This window comes from Novosphingobium sp. PhB57, from assembly GCF_004342985.1.
In the GTDB taxonomy this organism is placed as follows: Bacteria; Pseudomonadota; Alphaproteobacteria; order Sphingomonadales; family Sphingomonadaceae; genus Novosphingobium.
On the sequence record NZ_SMBO01000002.1, the window covers coordinates 268,156 to 287,151 of the forward strand.

19 protein-coding genes are annotated in these 18,996 nt (G+C 65.0%); 16 read left to right on the forward strand and 3 right to left on the reverse strand.

Annotated features, from left to right (window positions below):
• The first annotated feature begins 9 nt into the window (after window positions 1-9).
• The 10 genes from EDF58_RS08900 (at window position 10) to EDF58_RS08945 (ending at window position 11,156) form a co-directional block, all read left to right on the forward strand.
• Window positions 10-861, forward strand: coding sequence for a helix-turn-helix domain-containing protein (locus tag EDF58_RS08900; RefSeq protein ID WP_132264620.1), 852 nt, complete (start codon window positions 10-12; stop codon window positions 859-861).
• Window positions 862-980: 119 nt separating this feature from the next.
• Complete coding sequence (pheS, locus tag EDF58_RS08905; RefSeq protein ID WP_132264622.1) at window positions 981-2,078, forward strand: phenylalanine--tRNA ligase subunit alpha; 1,098 nt, start codon at window positions 981-983, stop codon at window positions 2,076-2,078.
• A gap of 20 nt (window positions 2,079-2,098) precedes the next feature.
• The gene (gene pheT, locus EDF58_RS08910; protein WP_132264623.1) at window positions 2,099-4,519 is read left to right on the forward strand and encodes a phenylalanine--tRNA ligase subunit beta; all 2,421 of its coding nucleotides are present in this window, start codon (window positions 2,099-2,101) and stop codon (window positions 4,517-4,519) included.
• A 56-nt stretch (window positions 4,520-4,575) separates the two neighbouring features.
• Window positions 4,576-5,466: an aldose 1-epimerase family protein gene (locus tag EDF58_RS08915; RefSeq protein WP_243654143.1), complete on the forward strand. Its 891-nt coding sequence runs from the start codon at window positions 4,576-4,578 to the stop codon at window positions 5,464-5,466.
• 13 nt (window positions 5,467-5,479) lie between these two features.
• Window positions 5,480-6,229 carry an SDR family NAD(P)-dependent oxidoreductase gene (locus tag EDF58_RS08920; RefSeq protein WP_132264625.1) on the forward strand — a complete coding sequence of 250 codons (750 nt, stop codon included), beginning with the start codon at window positions 5,480-5,482 and terminating at the stop codon, window positions 6,227-6,229.
• A gap of 187 nt (window positions 6,230-6,416) precedes the next feature.
• On the forward strand, window positions 6,417-7,952 hold the full coding sequence (locus EDF58_RS08925; RefSeq protein ID WP_132264627.1) for a peptide chain release factor 3: 1,536 nt from the start codon (window positions 6,417-6,419) through the stop codon (window positions 7,950-7,952).
• A 99-nt stretch (window positions 7,953-8,051) separates the two neighbouring features.
• Entirely contained in the window at window positions 8,052-8,756 is a 705-nt protein-coding gene (locus tag EDF58_RS08930) for an endonuclease/exonuclease/phosphatase family protein (RefSeq protein ID WP_132264629.1), read from the forward strand.
• A 150-nt stretch (window positions 8,757-8,906) separates the two neighbouring features.
• The gene (locus tag EDF58_RS08935; protein ID WP_132264630.1) at window positions 8,907-9,245 is read left to right on the forward strand and encodes a P-II family nitrogen regulator; all 339 of its coding nucleotides are present in this window, start codon (window positions 8,907-8,909) and stop codon (window positions 9,243-9,245) included.
• A 29-nt stretch (window positions 9,246-9,274) separates the two neighbouring features.
• Window positions 9,275-10,579 (forward strand): ammonium transporter, encoded by a 1,305-nt coding sequence (locus EDF58_RS08940; protein WP_132264632.1) that lies wholly within the window; start codon window positions 9,275-9,277, stop codon window positions 10,577-10,579.
• A gap of 238 nt (window positions 10,580-10,817) precedes the next feature.
• Window positions 10,818-11,156: a P-II family nitrogen regulator gene (locus EDF58_RS08945; RefSeq protein ID WP_132264634.1), complete on the forward strand. Its 339-nt coding sequence runs from the start codon at window positions 10,818-10,820 to the stop codon at window positions 11,154-11,156.
• Between the two features lie 37 nt (window positions 11,157-11,193).
• On the opposite strand, the gene EDF58_RS08950 is transcribed toward EDF58_RS08945, so the two are convergent.
• A complete protein-coding gene (locus EDF58_RS08950) occupies window positions 11,194-11,622 on the reverse strand; it encodes a TIGR01244 family sulfur transferase (RefSeq protein WP_132264635.1) in 429 nt (142 codons plus the stop codon).
• 300 nt (window positions 11,623-11,922) lie between these two features.
• Between EDF58_RS08950 and EDF58_RS26620 the strand changes: the two genes are divergently transcribed.
• From EDF58_RS26620 to queC, 6 genes are all read left to right on the forward strand, one after another.
• Window positions 11,923-12,702: a cold-shock protein gene (locus EDF58_RS26620; RefSeq protein WP_132265300.1), complete on the forward strand. Its 780-nt coding sequence runs from the start codon at window positions 11,923-11,925 to the stop codon at window positions 12,700-12,702.
• A gap of 140 nt (window positions 12,703-12,842) precedes the next feature.
• Window positions 12,843-14,033, forward strand: a complete 1,191-nt coding sequence (locus tag EDF58_RS08960; protein WP_132264637.1) for an aspartate aminotransferase family protein — start codon at window positions 12,843-12,845, stop codon at window positions 14,031-14,033.
• A complete protein-coding gene (gene argF / locus EDF58_RS08965; RefSeq protein WP_132264638.1) occupies window positions 14,033-14,959 on the forward strand; it encodes an ornithine carbamoyltransferase in 927 nt (308 codons plus the stop codon). The genes EDF58_RS08960 and argF overlap by 1 nt, the downstream gene beginning before the upstream one ends.
• Window positions 14,956-15,861, forward strand: a complete 906-nt coding sequence (locus tag EDF58_RS08970) for an Hsp33 family molecular chaperone HslO (protein ID WP_132264640.1) — start codon at window positions 14,956-14,958, stop codon at window positions 15,859-15,861. The genes argF and EDF58_RS08970 overlap by 4 nt, the downstream gene beginning before the upstream one ends.
• A 58-nt stretch (window positions 15,862-15,919) precedes the next feature.
• On the forward strand, window positions 15,920-16,390 hold the full coding sequence (locus EDF58_RS08975) for a hypothetical protein (protein WP_243654144.1): 471 nt from the start codon (window positions 15,920-15,922) through the stop codon (window positions 16,388-16,390).
• Window positions 16,391-16,438: 48 nt separating this feature from the next.
• Window positions 16,439-17,134, forward strand: coding sequence for a 7-cyano-7-deazaguanine synthase QueC (gene queC, locus EDF58_RS08980; protein WP_132264642.1), 696 nt, complete (start codon window positions 16,439-16,441; stop codon window positions 17,132-17,134).
• A 160-nt stretch (window positions 17,135-17,294) separates the two neighbouring features.
• On the opposite strand, the gene EDF58_RS08985 is transcribed toward queC, so the two are convergent.
• Both EDF58_RS08985 and EDF58_RS08990 read right to left on the reverse strand, forming a co-directional pair.
• On the reverse strand, window positions 17,295-18,317 hold the full coding sequence (locus EDF58_RS08985) for an OmpA family protein (protein WP_132264644.1): 1,023 nt from the start codon (window positions 18,315-18,317) through the stop codon (window positions 17,295-17,297).
• Window positions 18,318-18,505: 188 nt separating this feature from the next.
• Window positions 18,506-18,964, reverse strand: a complete 459-nt coding sequence (locus EDF58_RS08990) for a DUF2793 domain-containing protein (RefSeq protein WP_132264645.1) — start codon at window positions 18,962-18,964, stop codon at window positions 18,506-18,508.
• Window positions 18,965-18,996 lie beyond the last annotated feature (32 nt).

The following is an 18,996-nucleotide window of genomic DNA, read 5'->3' on the forward strand; positions in this document are numbered from 1 at the left end:
AGACAGGGAATGACAGCTAGGCGGGTCGTCATACAGTATTGTCCCGTACCAGCGGGCCTCGATCGCTACCTGTCGGTGCTGTTTTACTGTGAAATCGAACTGGGCGAGAACGAGCGTCTCCATGACGTCCTGTTTCCCGACTGGGCCAGTCTGCGCTTCCATTTCGGGTCGACAGGCGATGGCGAGATTCGCGCCGGATCTCGACTGGAAAGCTGCCGCTTCTCGGTCACCGGCCCGCGCTCGCAGGAAGTGCGCTTCTCCATGGCCACGGCGCGGGAGTGGGGCTTCGGCCTGACCCCGCTCGGTTGGGCGACGTTCCTGGGCGTGCCGGCCGACCGCTATGCCAATGTGCTGGTCGATGGCGACGCGGATCCGGTCTTCGCCCATTTCAAGCCGCTTCACGATGCCCTGGCGGCCGAGGATAGCCCAGGCGATCAGCTCGATCGGTTGACCGCTTTCGTCGCCGCCATGCCGCGCCGCCCGGTGGTCCACGAAGACCTCATCCTGGCCATCTGCGAAGCGCTCGCCAATCCGGAAGTGCGCTCCGCCACCGACCTGGCCGCCCGCGTCCGCGCGCATCCGCGCATGGTGGAGCGCGTCTGCCGCGCCGCTTTCGGTTTCCCGCCCAAGCTCCTGCTGCGCCGCCAGCGGTTCCTGCGCAGCATCGAGCAGTTCACGCTGGAGCCCAAGCGCAAGTGGATCGGCGCGATCGATTCCGCCTATCATGACCAGGCCCAGTTCGTCCGCGATTTCCGGGCCTTCATGGGCATGACCCCGCGGCAATACGCCAAGCTGGACAAGCCGGTGACCGGGCCGCTCATGCGCGAAAGGGCGCGCCACGCGCGTCTCGCCTTGCGCTAGTCGGGGCCGGCGACATGCCGTCCGGATGAGTGTCATCGCGATTGCCGCCGTTGCGATTTGCCGGCCGGCCCCTTAAGGACCGCGCTTCCAGATATCAGCAACAGTCAGGCAGACCACCAGTGGACTACGCAGCAACCGGCCAGGAGGCGCTTTCGCGGATTGCGGAAGCATCCGATCTCGATACGCTGGAGGCGCTGCGTGTCGAGTTTCTGGGCAAGCAGGGTTCGATCTCCGGCCTGCTGAAGACGCTGGGCAAGCTCGATCCCGAAGAGCGCAAGGTCGAAGGGCCCAAGATCCACGCGCTGCGTGAAAGCGTGAGCGACGCGCTCGCCGCCCGCAAGGACGCGCTGGAGACGGCGGCGCTGAACGCCCGCCTCGCCGCCGAGACCATCGACCTGTCGCTGCCCGCACCCGAAGCGCCGCGCGGCACCGTCCACCCGATCTCGCAAGTGATGGACGAGATTGCCGAGATCTTCGCCGACCTTGGCTTCTCCGTCGCCACCGGGCCGGAAATCGAGGACGACTGGCACAACTTCACTGCGCTCAACATGCCGGAAAGCCACCCGGCGCGCGCGATGCACGATACGTTCTACTTCCCGGACCGCGACGCCCAGAACCGTGAGATGCTGCTGCGCACCCACACTTCGCCGGTGCAGATGCGCACGATGCTGGCGCAGGGCGCTCCCTTGCGCATCATCGCGCCGGGCCGCGTCTACCGTTCGGACAGCGACGCCACCCACACGCCGATGTTCCACCAGGTCGAAGGCCTGGTGATCGACAAGGACGTCCACCTCGGCCACCTCAAGTGGACGCTGGAGACGTTCCTGAAGGCATTCTTCGAGCGTGAGGACATCGTCCTGCGCCTGCGCCCCAGCTACTTCCCCTTCACCGAACCCTCGGTGGAAGCGGATATCGGCTTCACCCTGATCGACGGCAAGCGCGTGATCGGCGGCGATCCGTCGAAGGGCGAGGGCGGCTGGATGGAAGTGCTCGGCTCGGGCATGGTCAACCGCCGCGTCATCGAATTCGCCGGACTCGATCCCGACGAATGGCAGGGCTTCGCCTTCGGCATCGGCATCGATCGCCTTGCCATGCTGAAGTACGGCATGGACGACCTGCGCGCCTTCTTCGACGGCGATGTGCGCTGGCTCTCCCACTACGGTTTCTCCGCCCTCGACGTGCCGACCCTTTCGGGCGGCGTTGGCACTCCGGCCTGAGCGCGGGAAGGATCTAGAAAATGAAGTTCTCGCTTTCCTGGCTCAAGCAGTACCTTGAGACCGACGCCTCGCTTGAGGATATCGCGCTGAAGCTCAACGCCATCGGCCTTGAGGTCGAAGGCATCGAAGACCCCGCTGCCAAGCTGGCCGGTTTCCGCGTGGCCAAGGTGCTGGCGGCGGACAAGCATCCGCAGGCGGACAAGCTGCAGGTCCTCACCGTCGATACGGGCGAGGGCGTGCTCCAGGTCGTCTGCGGCGCACCCAATGCGCGTGCGGGCCTTGTCGGCGTGCTCGGCCTTGCCGGTGCCACGGTGCCTGCCAATGGCATGGTGCTGAAGGTTGCCGCCGTGCGCGGCGTCGAATCGAACGGCATGATGTGCTCCACGCGGGAGCTGGAGCTGGGCGAAGACCACGAGGGCATCATCGAACTGCCCGAGGACGCGCCGGTCGGCACGCCTTTCGCGGACTATCACGGCGCCGATCCGGTGATCGAGGTGGCCATCACCCCGAACCGTCCGGACTGCATGGGCGTCTACGGCATCGCCCGCGATCTGGCCGCCGTTGGAATCGGCACGCTGAAGCCGATCGAAGTGCTGGACATTCCCGGCAGCTTCCCCTGCCCGGTGGACGTGCGCACCGACGATGCAGAGGGCTGCCCGGCGTTCTACGGCCGCGTCATCAAGGGCGTGAAGAACGGTCCCTCGCCGCAGTGGCTTCAGGATCGCCTGAAGGCGGCAGGGCAGCGTCCGATCTCGGCGCTGGTCGATGCTACCAACTATCTGATGCTGGCTTATGGCCGCCCGGCGCATGCCTATGACCTGGCCAAGCTGAACGGCGCGGTCGTGGCGCGCCGTGCGACGGACGGCGAGACGGTCATCGCGCTGAACGAGAAGACCTACACGCTCGACGCCGAGATGACCGTGATCGCCGACGATTCGGGCGTGCACGACATTGCCGGCATCATGGGCGGCGAGCATTCGGGCTGCGGTGAAGAAACCACCGACGTCCTGCTCGAAATCGCCTACTTCGATCCGGAGCGCATCGCCAGGACCGGCCGCAAGCTCAACCTCACCTCGGACGCGCGCAGCCGTTTCGAGCGTGGGATCGATCCCAACTTCCTCGACACCGGCCTCGACCACCTCACCCAGCTGATCCAGACGCTCTGCGGCGGTGAAGCCTCGCAGGCGGTGCGCAGCGGCGCGGCTCCGGCCACGCCGAAGATCGTCCACTTCGATCCGGCGCTGACCGAGAAGCTGGGCGGCGTGACGATCGAGCCCGGCGAACAGCAGCGCATCCTGGAGAGCCTGGGCTTCTCGGTCGTCGCCGAGCAGGCAAACTTCGACAAGTCGTGGGCCATCACCGTTCCCGGCTGGCGTCCGGACGTGGACGGCGCGCCCGACATCGTCGAGGAAGTGGTCCGCATCAACGGTCTCGACAAGGTGACCAGCGTCGCCCTGCCGCGCGCCGATGGCGTTGCCCGCCCGACCGCCACGCCGACGCAGGCGCTGGAGCGCCGCGTTCGCCGCGCCGCTGCCGCGCGCGGTCTGCACGAGGCGGTTACCTGGTCGTTCCTGCCCACCGCCGAGGCCGATGCCTTTGCGGACGGCAATGACCTGTGGTCGCTGGCCAACCCGATCAGCGAGGATATGAAGGTCATGCGGCCTTCGCTGCTGCCGGGCCTGCTGATGGCGGCCAAGCGCAACCTCGATCGCGGTGCTTCGTCGCTGCGCCTGTTCGAACTCGGCCGTCGCTATCTGCGCGGCGCGGGCGGTGCGAGCGACGAGCGCCTTGCGCTCGGCTTCGTCCTGGCGGGCGAGAAGGTCTCGCGCGGCTGGGCGACGGGCAAGGCGACCACGTTCGACGCCTACGACGCCAAGGCCGAAGTCACCGCGCTGCTGGCCGAGGCCGGCGCTCCGGTCGAGAAGCTGCAAGTGATGGGCGTTGACGACTCCGGGCATGGCCCGCAGTTCCACCCCGGCCAGTCGGCCACGCTGCGCCTCGGCCCCAAGAACGTGCTGGCGCGCTTCGGCATGCTGCACCCTACGGTCGCCAAGCAGTTCGACATCGAAGGCCCGGTGGCCGTGGCCGAGATCTATCTCGACGCCATCCCCGGCAAGAAGGGCGCCGCCACTTTCGCCCGCACCCGCTATGCGCCCCCGGCGCTTCAGGCGGTGACGCGCGACTTCGCGTTCCTCGTGCCGGTCGAGCAGGCCGCAGGCGATCTCGTCCGCATGGTGGCGGGCGCGGACAAGGCGAACATCGTCTCGGTCCGCCTGTTCGACGACTTCCGGGGGCAGGGCGTGCCCGAGGGCCAGAAGTCGCTGGCGCTCGAAGTCACGCTCCAGCCTCTGGACAAGAGCTACAAGGAAGAAGACCTCAAGGCGATCAGCGACAAGGTGACCGCCGCCGCCGCCAAGCTGGGCGCGGTTCTGCGGGGTTGATGCAATACGTCGTCCCGGACTTGGTCCGGGGCGACGAATCCTTTCGGAGATAGCCGGTGACCGACATGGACTTCGTGACGATTTCTTCCGGCGACCTCACGGCGCGAATCGCGCTGTTCGGGGCCGAACTCTGGTCGCTCACCGACTATGCCGGCCTCGAATACATGACCGATGCCGACCCGGCGTTCTGGACCGGCCATGCTCCGATCCTGTTCCCCATCGTCGGCGCGTTGAACGACAATCGCTATCGGCTGGGTGACCGCGAATACGAACTGCCCAAGCATGGTTTCGCGCGCCATTCGCTGTTCGAACTCGTGGAGATTGCGGGCGATCACGTCCGCCTCCGCCTTCGCGACAGCGACGAGACGCGCAAGGTCTATCCCTTCGCGTTCACGCTGGACCTGGACTTCCGCCTGGAAGGCATGAGCCTCCACACCCAGGCCACGGTGACCAATGCGGGCGGCGAGGTCATGCCGTTCAGCTTCGGCTATCATCCCGCCTTCGGCTGGCCGCTGCCGGGCGGCGCGGCCAAGGCCGATCACACGATCGCCTTCGAGCAGCCGGAACCCCAGCCGATTCGCCGCATCGACATGCCGACCGGCCTCGTTCTGCCCGAACCGGTGGCGACGCCGGTCGAGGGACATCTGTTGACGCCCGAGCCCGCGCAGTTCGAGACCGACGCGCTGATCTGGGACCGGCTCGCCAGCCGGGCGCTCACGTTCGGCGCACCCGGCGGCGGGCAGCTGGCCGTTGCTTTCCCGGACACGCCGATGCTCGGGATCTGGCAGAAGCCGGGGGCGAACTATCTCTGCATCGAACCGTGGCAGGGCATCGCCGATCCCCTGGGCTATACCGGCGAATTCCGCGCCAAGCCCGGCGTGCTTTCGCTCGACCCCGGTGCAAACCGCAGCTTTCGCATGGACGTTACCGTCCTGACCGCCGACTAGGAGACCTTTCCCGATGAAGACCGCACTCGTAACCGGCGCCACTTCCGGTATCGGCGAGGCCTGCGCCCGCGCGTTCATCGACGCCGGCTGGCGCGTGGTCGGCACCGGCCGCCGGGCCGAACGTCTGGACGCGCTGAAAGCCGAACTGGGCGCGGACACGTTCCACGCCGCCGTCTTCGACGTGCGCGACGAAGCCGCGCGCGACGCTGCCCTTGCCGCGCTCCCGGCCGAATTCGCAGGCATCGATTGCCTGGTGAACAATGCCGGTCTCGCCCTCGGCACCGAGCCTGCCCAGAGCGCCTCGCTGGAAAGCTGGAAGACCATGATCGACACCAACGTCACGGCGCTGGTCTCGCTCACGCACAAGCTCCTGCCCGCGCTGGTCGAGCGCAAGGGCGCGATCGTCAATTTGTCCTCGGTGGCGGCGACTTACCCCTACACCGGCGGCAACGTCTACGGCGGCACCAAGGCCTTCGTGCACCAGTTCTCGCTCGGCCTGCGCTCGGACCTTGCGGGTACGGGCGTGCGCGTCACCTCGATCGAGCCGGGCATGGTGGAGACCGAGTTCACCCTCGTGCGCACGGGCGGCAACCAGCAGGCCTCGGACAACCTTTATGGCGGCGCGAATCCGATGACGGCCGCGGATATCGCCGGAACCGTGCTCTGGGTGGCGACCTTGCCGGCGCACCTCAATATCAACACGCTGGAACTGATGCCGGTCAGCCAGTCCTTCGCGGGCTTCCAGGTCGCGCGGGAGGGCTAAGCGCGGCTTCTCTCCTAGGTTCGTCATTGCGAGGAGGCGAAGCCGACGCGGCAATCCAGAGCGGCGCGGAACTGCCCTGGATTGCTTCGCTCCGCTCGCAATGACGAAGGTGGGCTGGGTAGCGGCGGTGGGCCGTGTCCCCTTTCCGCCCTTTCCATCTTGCCCCGCGCCCACTAATAGCGCGCCGATGAGCAATGTCCCCCACCAGTCCCGGCGCACCTTCGCGATCATCTCGCATCCTGACGCCGGTAAGACCACCCTGACCGAGAAGCTGCTGCTGCAAGGCGGCGCGATCCATCTGGCGGGGCAGGTCAAGGCACGCGGCGCCGCGCGGCGCGCGCGGTCGGACTGGATGAAGATCGAGCAGCAGCGCGGCATTTCCGTGACCAGCTCGGTCATGACCTTCGAGCGCGACGGGATCACCTTCAACCTGCTCGACACGCCGGGCCACGAAGACTTCTCGGAAGACACGTACCGCACGCTCACCGCCGTCGATTCGGCGATCATGGTGATCGACGCGGCCAAGGGTATCGAGCCGCAGACCCGCAAGCTCTTCGAGGTCTGCCGCCTGCGCTCGGTGCCGATCATCACTTTCATCAACAAGGTCGACCGCGAAGGCCGCGCCTGCTTCGACCTGATGGACGAAGTGGCCGACATGCTGGCGCTGGATGTCTGCCCGATGTCCTGGCCGGTCGGCATGGGGGGCCTGTTCGAAGGCATTCTCGACATCGCCACGGGCAAGGTCAGCCGTCCGGAAGGGCCGAGCAAGGAGTTCCTCGGCAAAGTCGACGAGAACGTGACCCTGCCCGAAGCCGTGGCCGAGGAACTGGAACTGGCCCAGGCCGGCTATCCCGAATTCGACGTCGACGCCTATCGCGGCGGCGACCTCACCCCGGTCTACTTCGGCTCGGCGCTCAAGAACTTCGGCGTCACCGAACTGATCGACGCGATCGAGAAGTTCGCACCGCCGCCGCGCCCGCAGCCTTCGAATGAGGGCACGATCGAGCCGGAGAACAAGGAAGTCACCGGCTTCATCTTCAAGGTCCAGGCCAATATGGACCCCATGCACCGCGACCGCATCGCCTTCATGCGGCTGGTCTCGGGCACCTTCAAGCGCGGCATGAAGCTGACGCCCTCGGGCCTGGGCAAGCCGATCGCGGTGCACTCCCCGATCCTGTTCTTTGCGCAGGACCGCGAGATCGCGGACAATGCCGAGCCGGGCGACATCATCGGCATTCCCAACCACGGCACCCTGCGCGTGGGCGACACCCTGTCCGAGAAGAACCAGGTGCGCTTCACCGGCCTGCCGAACTTCGCGCCCGAAATCCTGCGCCGCGTCGCCCTGAAGGATCCGACCAAGACCAAGCAGCTGAGGAAGGCGCTGGACGACCTTTCGGAAGAGGGCGTGATCCAGGTGTTCTACCCGGAGATTGGTTCGCAATGGATCGTCGGCGTGGTCGGCCAGCTCCAGCTCGACGTGCTGATCAGCCGCCTCGAAGCCGAGTACAAGGTCGAGGCCGTGCTGGAAGGCTCGCCCTTCGACACCGCCCGCTGGATCAAGGGCGACGACAAGACGCTGCGCGACTTCGCCGAGTTCAACAAGATGAACCTCGCCAAGGACCGCGACGGCGACCCCGTGTTCATGGCGCGCTCGGCCTGGGACGTCAGCTATCAGCAGGAACGCAACCCGGACCTGACCTTCAGCGCCACCAAGGAGCGTTGAGGATCTCGTCGTCCCGGATCAGGTCCGGGACGACGAACCGGGAACCTCATGCTATTCCGGCGGATTGCTACGCTATCCCCTTGGCCGGAAAGTCGTTCGTTGCAGATCAAGTTCGCCAGCTACAACATTCACAAGGCCGTCGGTCTCGACCGGCGGCGAGACCCTGAGCGCATCCTGACCGTCCTGCGCGAGATCGATGCGGACGTTGTGGCCCTGCAGGAAGTGGACCGCCGTTTCGGCCGCCGGATGAGTGCGCTTCCCCTCGATGCGATCCATACCACCACCGATTATGTGCCGGTGCCGCTGTCGATGAAGCCGGACAGCCTGGGCTGGCACGGGAACGCCATCCTGGTCCGCAAGGGCATCGAACTGCTCGCGGCGGAGCCCGTCCCGCTCCCGGTGCTGGAGCCGCGCGGGGCGATCCGGGCCGATCTCTCGCTGGAGGGGCATCGTTTCCGGGTCGTGGGCATGCATCTCGACCTTTCCGGACTGCGCCGCCGGTTGCAGGTGCGAAGCGTCCTCGACCATTGCGCCCGCTGCGATAGCGCCGTGCCCACCGTGATGATGGGCGATCTCAACGAATGGTCGGCCAATGGCGGCTGTTTCCGGGAATTTCACGCGCCCTGGCATGTTCTGGTGCCGGGCCGCAGCTTCCCCTCGCGCAGGCCGATGGCCAGGCTGGACCGTATCATTGTGTCCGAGCAGTGGTCTGTCCTGGGAACAAATGTGCACCACAGCGCGCTCTCGGCGATAGGATCCGATCATCTGCCCGTGTTCGCCTCGCTGGAGCTGCCTAAAAAATAGGCAAGTGCTCACGAATCGAGCGACGCATCATGCTGCACTTGCGTTCGGCTGATTAAATTCACGCCGAATTGAGCCAATCGAAGAATTGGCACGCCCTTTGCATATCCTGTTTTCAGCCGGCGCGGGGCCGGTACCAAACAGGGGATAGGCATGAAGTTCATCATAGCCATCATCAAACCCTTCAAGCTCGACGAAGTTCGGGAAGCGTTGGGCGCAATCGGTGTCGCCGGAATGACCGTGTCCGAAGTGAAGGGCTTCGGGCGCCAGAAGGGTCAGACCGAAATCTATCGTGGGGCCGAGTATTCGACCAACATGCTCCCGAAAGTGAAGATCGAAGTGGCCGCGCCGGACGATCTGGCGCCGAAGATCGTGGAAACGATCCAGCAGGTCGCCAGCACCGAAGCAATCGGCGACGGCAAGATCTTCGTCCTCGATCTGGCCGCAGCCGTGCGCATCCGCACCGGCGAGTCCGGGGATACCGCGCTTTGACCGGCGCTTTCGACAGGAGGGAAACCACGATGAACCGCAAGATTCTTTGCGGCGCCGGCGCACTGGGTGCGTCGTTGTTCGCCGCCATGCCTGCCTGGGCGCAGGACGCCGCCGCCACGCCGACCATCGACAAGGGCGATACCGCCTGGATGCTGACGTCGACGTTGCTCGTCTTCCTGATGATCCTGCCTGGCCTCGCCCTGTTCTACGGCGGCCTGACCCGCTCGAAGAACATGCTCTCCACCATGACGCAGATCGGCGCAGCGGCCAGCTTCGCCATGCTGATCTGGGTCATGTACGGCTACACCATGGCCTTCGGTGATGGCGGCAACGCCTTCGTCGCCGGCTTCGGCAAGGCCTTCCTCAAGGGCATCACCCCCGATTCGGTTTCGGGCACCATTCCCGAATACGTCTTCGTCTGCTTCCAGATGACTTTCGCGGCGATCACCATCGCGCTGGTCCTGGGCTCGACGGTCGAACGCATCAAGTTCTCGGCAGTCATGGTCTTCGCGGCCATCTGGCTGACGATCGTCTACTTCCCGATCGCGCACATGGTATGGGCACCGACCGGCTACTTCTTCGGTCTCGGCGCGCTCGACTATGCCGGCGGCACCGTGGTCCACATCAATGCCGGCGTTTCGGCACTGGTGGCCGCGCTGATCCTGGGCAAGCGCAAGGGCTACCCCAACGAACCGATGCCGCCGCACTCGCTCACGCTGACTTTCGTCGGCACCGGCCTGCTGTGGGTGGGCTGGTTCGGCTTCAACGCCGGCTCGGCTCTCTCGGCCAACGGCGCCGCCAGCCTTGCCATGATCAACACTTTCGTCGCCACTGCCTCTGCCGGCCTGTTCTGGATGCTCGCCGAGCGTCTGGCCGGTCACAAGGGTTCGGCCCTGGGCTTCTGCTCGGGCGTCGTCGCCGGCCTCGTCGCCGTCACCCCTGCTGCTGGCAATTCGGGACCCTTCGGCGCCATCGTTCTCGGCGCGGTCGCTTCGATCATCTGCTTCTTCGCCGTCAGCAAGCTCAAGCCCATGCTCGGCTATGACGACGCGCTGGATGCCTTCGGCGTCCACGGCATCGGCGGCATCGTCGGCGCCATCGGCACCGGCATCGTCTGTTCGCCGGCGCTCGGCGGCCCGGGCAAGGCGGACTTCTCGATCGGCTCGCAGCTCGTGATCCAGTTCGAAGCGGTTCTCGCCACGATCGTGATCTCCACGATCGGCACCGTCGTCGCGATCTATGTCGCCAAGGCAGTCACCGGCCTGCGCGTCGCTCCCGAAGTCGAACTGGAAGGTCTCGACATCGGCGAGCACGGCGAGCGCGCCTACAACTGAGCTTCAAGTTTGGCGGCGGCGGGTACTTCCTCCTCTCCTCTCACCTGTCGCCGCCTACAGATGTTCCTCCTGCGAACACAAACTCAAGGGCCGGAGCCAGCCGCTCCGGCCCATTTTTCGTGCCAAATCGCTTTGTGGTCGCGCCCGGATGTGGGATGCTCGCCCTGCAGCTTCCGCGCAGGAGCCGTCGGGTACTTGAACCGGCCTTTCGGGGCTTGAACCGGCCAGGAGAACGGGCGTGAAGTACATCATCGCGATCATCAAGCCGTTCAAGTTCGCCGAAGTCAGGGAGGCGCTGTCCGCCGCCGGAATTTCGGGCCTGACAGTCTCTGAAGTCAGCGGCTTCGGCCGGCAGAAGGGGCAGAGCGAGATCTATCGCGGCGCGGAATACGCCTCGAGCATGGTGCCCAAGCTGAAGCTGGAAATCGCCGTTTCGGATGCTTTTGCCGGCACGGTGATAGAGATCATCCGCAACACGGCCAGCACCGAGGAAATCGGGGACGGGAAGATCTTCGTCTTCGACCTGGCCGATGTGCTGCGCGTCCGCACCGGCGAACAGGGCGAAATCGCGCTCTAGCGCGCGAAAGCCCCGAAGCGCCGTGCAGCCGCCAGGCTCAATTGCCGGCGGCGAACATATCGATAAGCTGGCGGATCGGCGAGACGTCGTAGCCCGCTGCGGCGGCCTTCGATGCGATCACGGAAGGGTTGTCCCCCGCCTTGGCACGGGCCAGCGCCCAGAGCAGGGTCGATCGCGTTCCCGAACGGCAATAGGCCAGAACCGGACCATCGGCAGTATCCAGGGCCTTGGCCATGGCATCGACCTGGGCCTGGCTGAAACCGCCATGGCCTACGGGAATGGCCACATAGTCGATCCCCGCGGCGCGCGCTTCCGCCTCGATCGCATCGCCCGGGGTCTGATCGTCGCTCTCGCCCTCGGGGCGGTTGTTGACGATCCGCACGATTCCCATTTCCTTCGCTTCGGCGATGGCTTCGGTGCCGATTTGCGGGCTGGCGAAGACGGAGTCGGTGATCTGGCGGAACATGAAAGCGAGTCTCCGGTATGAAACGGGCTGTTTGCGCCCCGGTTCGGCCTGAAATTCGTCCACGTCAAGCGCCCTGTTCCCGCTAAAAGCAAGCCGGAACGTCGTGAAAATGCGTTATTTCGTCGATTGGACGGGATTCTGGACCGTAATTGTGTTCGCCATGTGGCAGAACCTCGTGTATGACTGGAGATCGCAGGTAGGATCCGGCTTGTCCCGGCTGTCTTGCTTGCCTCCCGGCGCGGTTCGTCCACGTGACCGGGTTTATGCTTTTTGGGGCGCAGCGAAGGTACGTTCGTAGACATGGGTTTTGACAGAGGTCGTCGCGGAAGGGGACGCGACAAGCGCGATGGTGGTTTTGGTGAGAACGAGTTCGATCCGTTCTTCGCCGGCCAGGATCGTTTCGGTGGCGGTGACCGTTTCGGTGGCGGCGGCGATCGCTTCGGCGGTGGCGGTGGTGACCGCGGTGGTTTCGGCGGCGGTGACCGCTTCGGCGGCGGCGGCGGTGATCGCGGCGGCTTCGGCGGCCCGCGCGGCGGCGGCGGTGGCGGCTTCGGCGGACCCCGCGGTGGCGGCGGTGGCGGCGGAATGCCTGCCCAGGTCGTCGGCCAGGGCAAGGGCGTCGTAAAGTTCTTCAACGGCGCCAAGGGCTTCGGTTTCATTCAGCGCGATGAAGGCGGCGAAGACGTCTTCGTGCACATCAGCGCAGTGGAACGTGCCGGCCTCGAAGGCCTGGCTGAAGGCCAGCAGCTCGAATTCCAGCTCGTCGACCGCGGCGGCAAGATTTCGGCCAGCGAACTCGTCGTCGTCGGCGACGTGATCCCTGTCGAAAAGCGCGAGCCTGCGCCGCAGCGTCAGCTGACCGGCGAAAAGGCCACCGGCACCGTGAAGTTCTTCAATTCCATGAAGGGCTTCGGCTTCATCACCCGTGATGACGGCCAGCCGGACGCATTCGTTCACATCAGCGCTGTCGAGCGTTCGGGCCTTGGCGCCCTGAACGAAGGCGATCGCGTTGAGTTCGACATCGAGGTCGATCGACGAGGCAAGTACTCGGCGGTCAACCTGGCGCCGCTCCAGGGCTGATCAGCCTGCAACGCTTCCGGTGTTTGACCGGGAGCCTGCAAACACCTAAAAGCGCGCAAATGGCGGTCCGGATAGGGCCGCCATTTGTCGTTTGCGATTCCCGTTTTCACTTCACTGTTTCGTTATCGAGGAATTCCGTCATGTCGATCACTCCGCTGATGCCCGTGTACCCCCGGTGCGGCGTTCGGCCCGTTCGCGGCGAACACTGCCACCTCATCAGTGAAGACGGTCGCCGATTCCTCGATTTCGCCAGCGGCATTGCCGTCAACCTGCTGGGCCATTCGCATCCCGGCCTGATCGGCGCGATCCAGAAGCAGGCCGAGACGCTGATGCATGTCTCCAATCTTTACGGCAGCCCGCAGGGCGAGGCGATTGCCCAGCGCATCATCGACCTGACTTTCGCCGATACCGTGTTCTTCACCAATTCCGGCGCGGAAGCGGTGGAATGCGCGATCAAGACTGCGCGCGCTTATCACCAGCACGTCGGCAACGACCACAAGTACGAGCTGATCACGTTCAACAACGCCTTCCACGGCCGGACCATGGCGACGATCAGCGCCTCCAACCAGGAAAAGATGCACAAGGGCTTCTTGCCGCTGCTGCCTGGTTTCAAGTACCTGGACTTCAATGACCTGGAAGCGGCCAAGGCTGCGATCGGCCCCAACACGGCCGGTTTCCTGGTCGAGCCGATCCAGGGCGAAGGCGGCGTGCGCATCGCCTCCGACGAATTCCTCCAGGGCCTGCGCCAGCTTTGCGACGAGCATGACCTCATGCTCGTCCTCGACGAAGTGCAGAGCGGCGTCGGCCGCGCCGGCACGCTCTATGCTTACGAGCAGTTCGGCGTGGTGCCGGATATCATGTCCACCGCCAAGGGCATCGGCGGCGGCTTCCCCGTCGGCGCCTGCCTCGCCACCGAGAAGGCCGCGCGCGGCATGTTGATCGGCGCGCATGGCTCGACTTATGGCGGCAATCCCTTCGCCATGGCCGCGATCGGCGCGGTGCTCGACGTGGTTTCGGACGAGGCCTTCCTCGCCGATGTCCGCGCCAAGGGCGAACGCCTGCGCGCACGGCTGGAACAGTTCATCGGCAATTATCCCGAGCTGTTCGAATCGGTCCACGGGCGCGGCCTGTTCATCGGCATCAAGCTGAAGAGCGAACCGCGCGCCTTTGTGGCCCACATGCGCGACAATCATCAGGTGCTGACCGTTTCGGCGGGCGACAACGTCGTGCGCGTGCTGCCGCCGCTGGTGATCGACGACAGCCACATCGACGAGTTCATGGACCGGCTTTCCGCGGCTGCGGCAAGCTACCAGCCTGAAGGGGTGGCCTGATGAGCCGGGATTTCGTAGACCTGAGTGACGCCGGCGGCCCCGTCCTGGCGGCGATGATCAACGATGCCATAGACCGCAAGGCGGCACGCAAGGGTTGGCCTAAGGGCAAACCCGATGCCGACGCCCCGCTGGACGGTCATGTGCTGGCGATGATCTTCGAGAAGAACTCGACTCGCACCCGCGTCTCTTTCGACATGGCCATGCGCCAGCTCGGCGGCAGTGCGTTGATCCTCGAATCGGGTTCGACGCAGCTCGGCCGCGGCGAAACGGTGGCGGATACCGCCCGCGTGCTCAGCCGCATGGTCGATGCGATCATGATCCGCACCGACGATCACGCCAAGATCGAGGAACTGGCGCGCCATGCCGACGTGCCGGTCATCAACGGACTTACCGACCTTTCGCACCCCTGCCAGATCGTGGCCGATCTGCTGACCATCGTCGAGCGCGGCTTCTCGCTGCCCGGGCTTCAGCTTGCCTGGCTGGGCGATGGCAACAACGTGGCCAACTCGCTGATCGAGGCGGCAGGGCTGATGAAGTTCACCATCCGTATCGGTGGTCCGGCAGGCTATGAGCCCGATGCCGGCTTCGTCGAGCGCGCCCGCGCAGCGGGCGGCGAAGTGATCTTCACGCAAGATCCGGTCGAGGCCGTTCGCGGCGCGCAAGTGGTCGTCACCGATACCTGGGTCTCGATGGGCCAGGCCGGCGGCGAGGTGCATGTCGCGGCGATGCAGCCCTACCAGGTCAACCCGGCGCTCATGGGCGCTGCGGCCGACAATGCCATGTTCCTGCACTGCCTGCCCGCGCACCGCGGAGAGGAAGTGACGGACGATGTGATCGACGGACCGCAGTCCGGCGCCTGGGACGAGGCCGAGAACCGCATCCATGCCCAGAAATCCGTCTTGCTCTGGGCGCTGGGCAAGCTGTGATCGACGATACGCTGCGAAGCGACGACACCGGGTTCGATCGCGTCCTGGCCTTCACGGTTCCCGCGCGCCACGCGCGCGGGCGTGTCGTGCGGCTGGGGCCGGTGCTGGAAACGGTGCTTTCCGCGCATAGCTATCCCAAGGTCGTCAAGCACGTCCTGGCCGAGGCGCTGGTGCTGACCGCGTTGATGGGCTCTCTGCTCAAGGAGGACGGCGCGCAGCTGACTTTCCAGGCCCAGGCCGAGGGCGGCGCGGTGGATCTGCTCGTCTGCGATTATCGTAACGGGGAACTGCGTGGCTACTTGCGCCACGATCCGGACCTGGTCGAGCGGCTTGAGGAAGATTGCTCGCTGGAGGCGATCTTCGGCGCCGGTTACCTGGCGATCACTTTCGATCTGGAAGCCTCGAACCAGCGCTATCAGGGCGTGGTGCCGCTGGAAGGCGCCTCGCTGGCGGAAGCCTGCGAGAACTATTTCGCGCAGTCCGAGCAGTTGCCTACCGTCATCCGCGTTTCGGTTCGCTCCAATGAACTGCGCTGCGTGGCCGGCGGACTGCTGGTGCAGCACCTGCCGGACGGCGAGGAAGGCAAGGAGCGGCTCCATGCCAAGGAGACGCATCCGGATTGGGAGCATGTCTCGATCATGACCCAGAGCGTCCAGCCGGCCGAACTGGTGGATCCGGTGCTGAATCTGGAGCAGCTCGTCTGGCGGCTTTTCCACGAGGAAGACGAAGTCCGGGTCGAGCCGCTGGAGCCGCTGGAGCGCGGCTGCCGCTGTTCGGTGGAATACTATCGGAACATCCTTGAACGCTTCCCCGAAAGCGAAAAGGCCGACATGCGAGACGAAACGGGTATGGTTCCCGTGGATTGTGCTTTCTGTTCCAAGATCTTGCACGTCCCCGTGTAGTAATTTTCATCCCGCCGACCGGCTTGTCTTGTCGGCGGGGAATGACGATATGGGGCCCATGACCAAGCCCCAGGCACGAAATACCTCCCGTTCGGCCCGCAAGGGCTCCCCTGTTTTACAACTGCGGATGCGGACGGCCCTTATCGTCCTGACTGTCGGCGCGGCGCTTGGCGCCGGGTCGGGGGTGATGGGACAGAAGCGGTCTCTGGACATGCTGGACCAGCTGGAGTCGGGCTCCTGGGAGCTGCGCGAGCGGGGGCAGGGCGGCTCCGTCAACGATGTCTGCGTTCGCAGCGGGCGTCAGTTGATCCAGCTCCGCCATGCCGGCCTGGCCTGCAATTCCGTGGTCGTCGAAGATTCGCCCGCCGAAGTCGTGGTGCAATATACCTGCGCGGGCCAGGGTTACGGCCGCACGCGCATTCGCCGCGAGACCGATGCCCTGGTGCAGATCGACACCCAGGGCATCGTCAATGGCCTGCCCTTCGCTTATGCGGGTGAAGGTCGCCGGCTGGGTGCCTGCCGCAACTAGGGTAAGCACATGGTTGTCATCGCTCCGGCGAAAGCCTAGCGCAGGGCCATGCAGCTTTCTCAAAATACCGAAGGCCGGAAGGCGGTCGTGCTTCTTTCCGGCGGTCTCGACTCCATGGTGGCGGCCGGCATAGCCCGCGAAACGGGTTTCGCCGTGAACGCGCTGACCATCGACTACAACCAGCGTCACCGCTGCGAGATCGACTCCGCGCGGACGATTGCCGCGTTCGTCGGGGCAGAGCGCCATGTCATCCTTCCGCTCGACTTGCGGCAGTTCGGCGGCTCCGCGCTGACGGACGATATCGATGTGCCCAAGGACGGCGTGGGCACCGACGTGCCGGTGACTTACGTTCCGGCGCGCAACCTGGTGTTCCTTTCACTGACCCTGGCATGGGCGGAAGCGATCGGCGCCTCGGATATCTTCATCGGGGTGAACGCGCTGGATTACTCGGGTTATCCCGATTGTCGGCCCGAGTTCATCGCCGCGTTCGAGGATATCGCGAAGCTGGCGACCAAGGAAGGCGACCAGGGCACGAACTTCCGCATTCACGCACCGCTGCAGTACATGGGCAAGGCGGACATCGCGCGCGAGGCGGCGCGGCTGGGCATGGATGCCGGAATGAGCTGGTCCTGCTACGATCCGCAGCCGGGTGACCTGGCCTGTGGTGCGTGTGACAGCTGCCGTTTGCGCAAGGCCGGTTTCGCCGATGCCGGGCTCATCGATCCGACGCCTTACGCGATCTGACCACTCTTTATTTCTGGAAACACACGAACGCCCCGCGCAAGCGGGGCGTTTTTTTGTGCCCTCAATAGAGGGCTTCATCCGGACCAGCCGTCTGAAGCAGGCAAAAGAAAAGGGGGCCGGATTGCTCCGACCCCCCAATCTGTAACCGTTGCCGGTTCGCTTACATGCCCGAACCCGGACCGTAAGTGATTTCGACGCGACGGTTCTGCAGCTCGCGCACGCCGTCAGCAGTCGGAACGCGCGGGTTGGCTTCACCGAAGGCCTGGCTCGAGATCGAGCCGTCCGGAATGCCGTGGCTGGTCAGGTATGCACGAACCGAGTCGTTACGGCGTGCCGACAGACCCATGTTGTACTTCGGGCTACCCGAACGGTCGGTGTAACCGGCCAGCATGATCGGAACGCTGTTGCAGTTGCCATAGGCACTGACGGCGCTGTCGAGGATGGTGGCGGCTTCCGGCGTGATGTCCGACTTATCCCAGTCGAAGAACACGATGTACGGACCCTTGTTGCATTCCACAACCGGCGGCGGCGGCGGCGGCGGCGGCGGCGGCGGCGGCGGCGGCGGCGGCGGCGGCGGCGGCGGCGGAGCTGCCGGTTCGCCGAAGTTGTAGCCCAGGGTCGCCATCAGCGAGTGCGAGCGCCAGCGGGTGCTGATCTCGTTGCCGGCAACATCGACGAAGTCGAGGTTGTTGACGTTGCTGAAGCGGTACTTCAGGCCGACGTCCACGTGGCTGCTGATCGGCGCGCGGATACCCGCGATTGCCTGCCAGGCGAAGCCCGTGTCCGAATCGTCGAAGATGTCGTAGTGAACGCGGCCAACGCCGGCGCCACCACCGACGTAGCCCTGAAGGCCATCATCGGGACCGAAGTCGAGCAGACCGTTGACCATGAAGGTCAGGTTGCTGGCATCCGGGCCATTGCTGCCCATGAACGAAGCCTGGCGGTAGCTGGCTTCGGTTTCCAGACGGAAGGGACCGAAGTCGTAACCGAGAGCAACGCCACCGTCGAAGCCGGTGCCGAATTCGGCGGTCGCGACGTTGTTCACGCCGTTCACGTCGAGATCGGCGTCTTCGACGATCATCGCGCCGGCGTCGAGTTCAAGATACCACGAGTTGTCGCGCGCAAGCGCGGGCGTGGCGATAGCTGTAGAAGCCAGCGCCAGGCCAAGGACGAGTTTCCTCATATGTTTCCCCTACTAAGAGATTTGGAGCCACCGAGTGCCTCGAGTGTCTACCCCCTCAGCTTTACGTGTGCAAGCGCACATTGAACGCGACTGTTGCAGAAATGTCGCGTTTTCGGGGGGTTGGTGAAGCGTGTGACCCCTTTATTGGAAATCGACTGCACCGTATTACCCCTGTTCAATGCCACTCATTATGCTGAAGGAACGATACCCAAGGCTTGCAGAACGACAATCACTTCAGCGATCGCCGCCCGAGCCTGAACATCAACTGTCATTCCGCCAAGTGGTTCCACGGGAAGGGAAGCTTTTCTCCAAAAAATGTCGAAGAGGCGTTCCTGGCGGGTGGATAAGTCGTAAATCCTGAGCCCTTCGCAGGGTTGCGCGAAGAGCCAGTTGCCGCCGTGAAAGCCGGCCAGACAGCCCTGCTTGCCGGACCACTCGCCCGTTGCGCCCTCCGCAACCAGCCAGGTCTCTCCCGCGGCGGGATCGCCGGGCGGATCGGCACGCTCGCCCGACACGGTGCCGTGCAGCATCATGTCGCAGCGCGACAGCGCTTCGTTGACGAACGCTTCCTTCTGGGCCTGACCCACCTGGAGAAGCGGCAGGGCGAATCGCGGGGTGGTGTTTTCGAAGGTAATGGAATCGCTCATCTAATGAGTCCTCGTACTCTGGTAGGGGCGGT

Bases quoted from the DNA above. Each gene is read 5' to 3' on its own strand.
- EDF58_RS08900 (WP_132264620.1), top strand. From the start codon at position 10: ATGACAGCTAGGCGGGTCGTCATACAGTATTGTCCCGTACCAGCGGGC.
- pheT (WP_132264623.1), top strand. From the start codon at position 2,099: ATGAAGTTCTCGCTTTCCTGGCTCAAGCAGTACCTTGAGACCGACGCC.
- EDF58_RS08920 (WP_132264625.1), top strand. From the start codon at position 5,480: ATGAAGACCGCACTCGTAACCGGCGCCACTTCCGGTATCGGCGAGGCC.
- EDF58_RS08925 (WP_132264627.1), top strand. From the start codon at position 6,417: ATGAGCAATGTCCCCCACCAGTCCCGGCGCACCTTCGCGATCATCTCG.
- EDF58_RS08935 (WP_132264630.1), top strand. From the start codon at position 8,907: ATGAAGTTCATCATAGCCATCATCAAACCCTTCAAGCTCGACGAAGTT.
- EDF58_RS08940 (WP_132264632.1), top strand. From the start codon at position 9,275: ATGAACCGCAAGATTCTTTGCGGCGCCGGCGCACTGGGTGCGTCGTTG.
- EDF58_RS08950 (WP_132264635.1), bottom strand. From the start codon at position 11,622: ATGTTCCGCCAGATCACCGACTCCGTCTTCGCCAGCCCGCAAATCGGC.
- EDF58_RS26620 (WP_132265300.1), top strand. From the start codon at position 11,923: ATGGGTTTTGACAGAGGTCGTCGCGGAAGGGGACGCGACAAGCGCGAT.
- EDF58_RS08960 (WP_132264637.1), top strand. From the start codon at position 12,843: ATGTCGATCACTCCGCTGATGCCCGTGTACCCCCGGTGCGGCGTTCGG.
- argF (WP_132264638.1), top strand. From the start codon at position 14,033: ATGAGCCGGGATTTCGTAGACCTGAGTGACGCCGGCGGCCCCGTCCTG.
- EDF58_RS08975 (WP_243654144.1), top strand. From the start codon at position 15,920: ATGACCAAGCCCCAGGCACGAAATACCTCCCGTTCGGCCCGCAAGGGC.
- queC (WP_132264642.1), top strand. From the start codon at position 16,439: ATGCAGCTTTCTCAAAATACCGAAGGCCGGAAGGCGGTCGTGCTTCTT.
- EDF58_RS08985 (WP_132264644.1), bottom strand. From the start codon at position 18,317: ATGAGGAAACTCGTCCTTGGCCTGGCGCTGGCTTCTACAGCTATCGCC.
- EDF58_RS08990 (WP_132264645.1), bottom strand. From the start codon at position 18,964: ATGAGCGATTCCATTACCTTCGAAAACACCACCCCGCGATTCGCCCTG.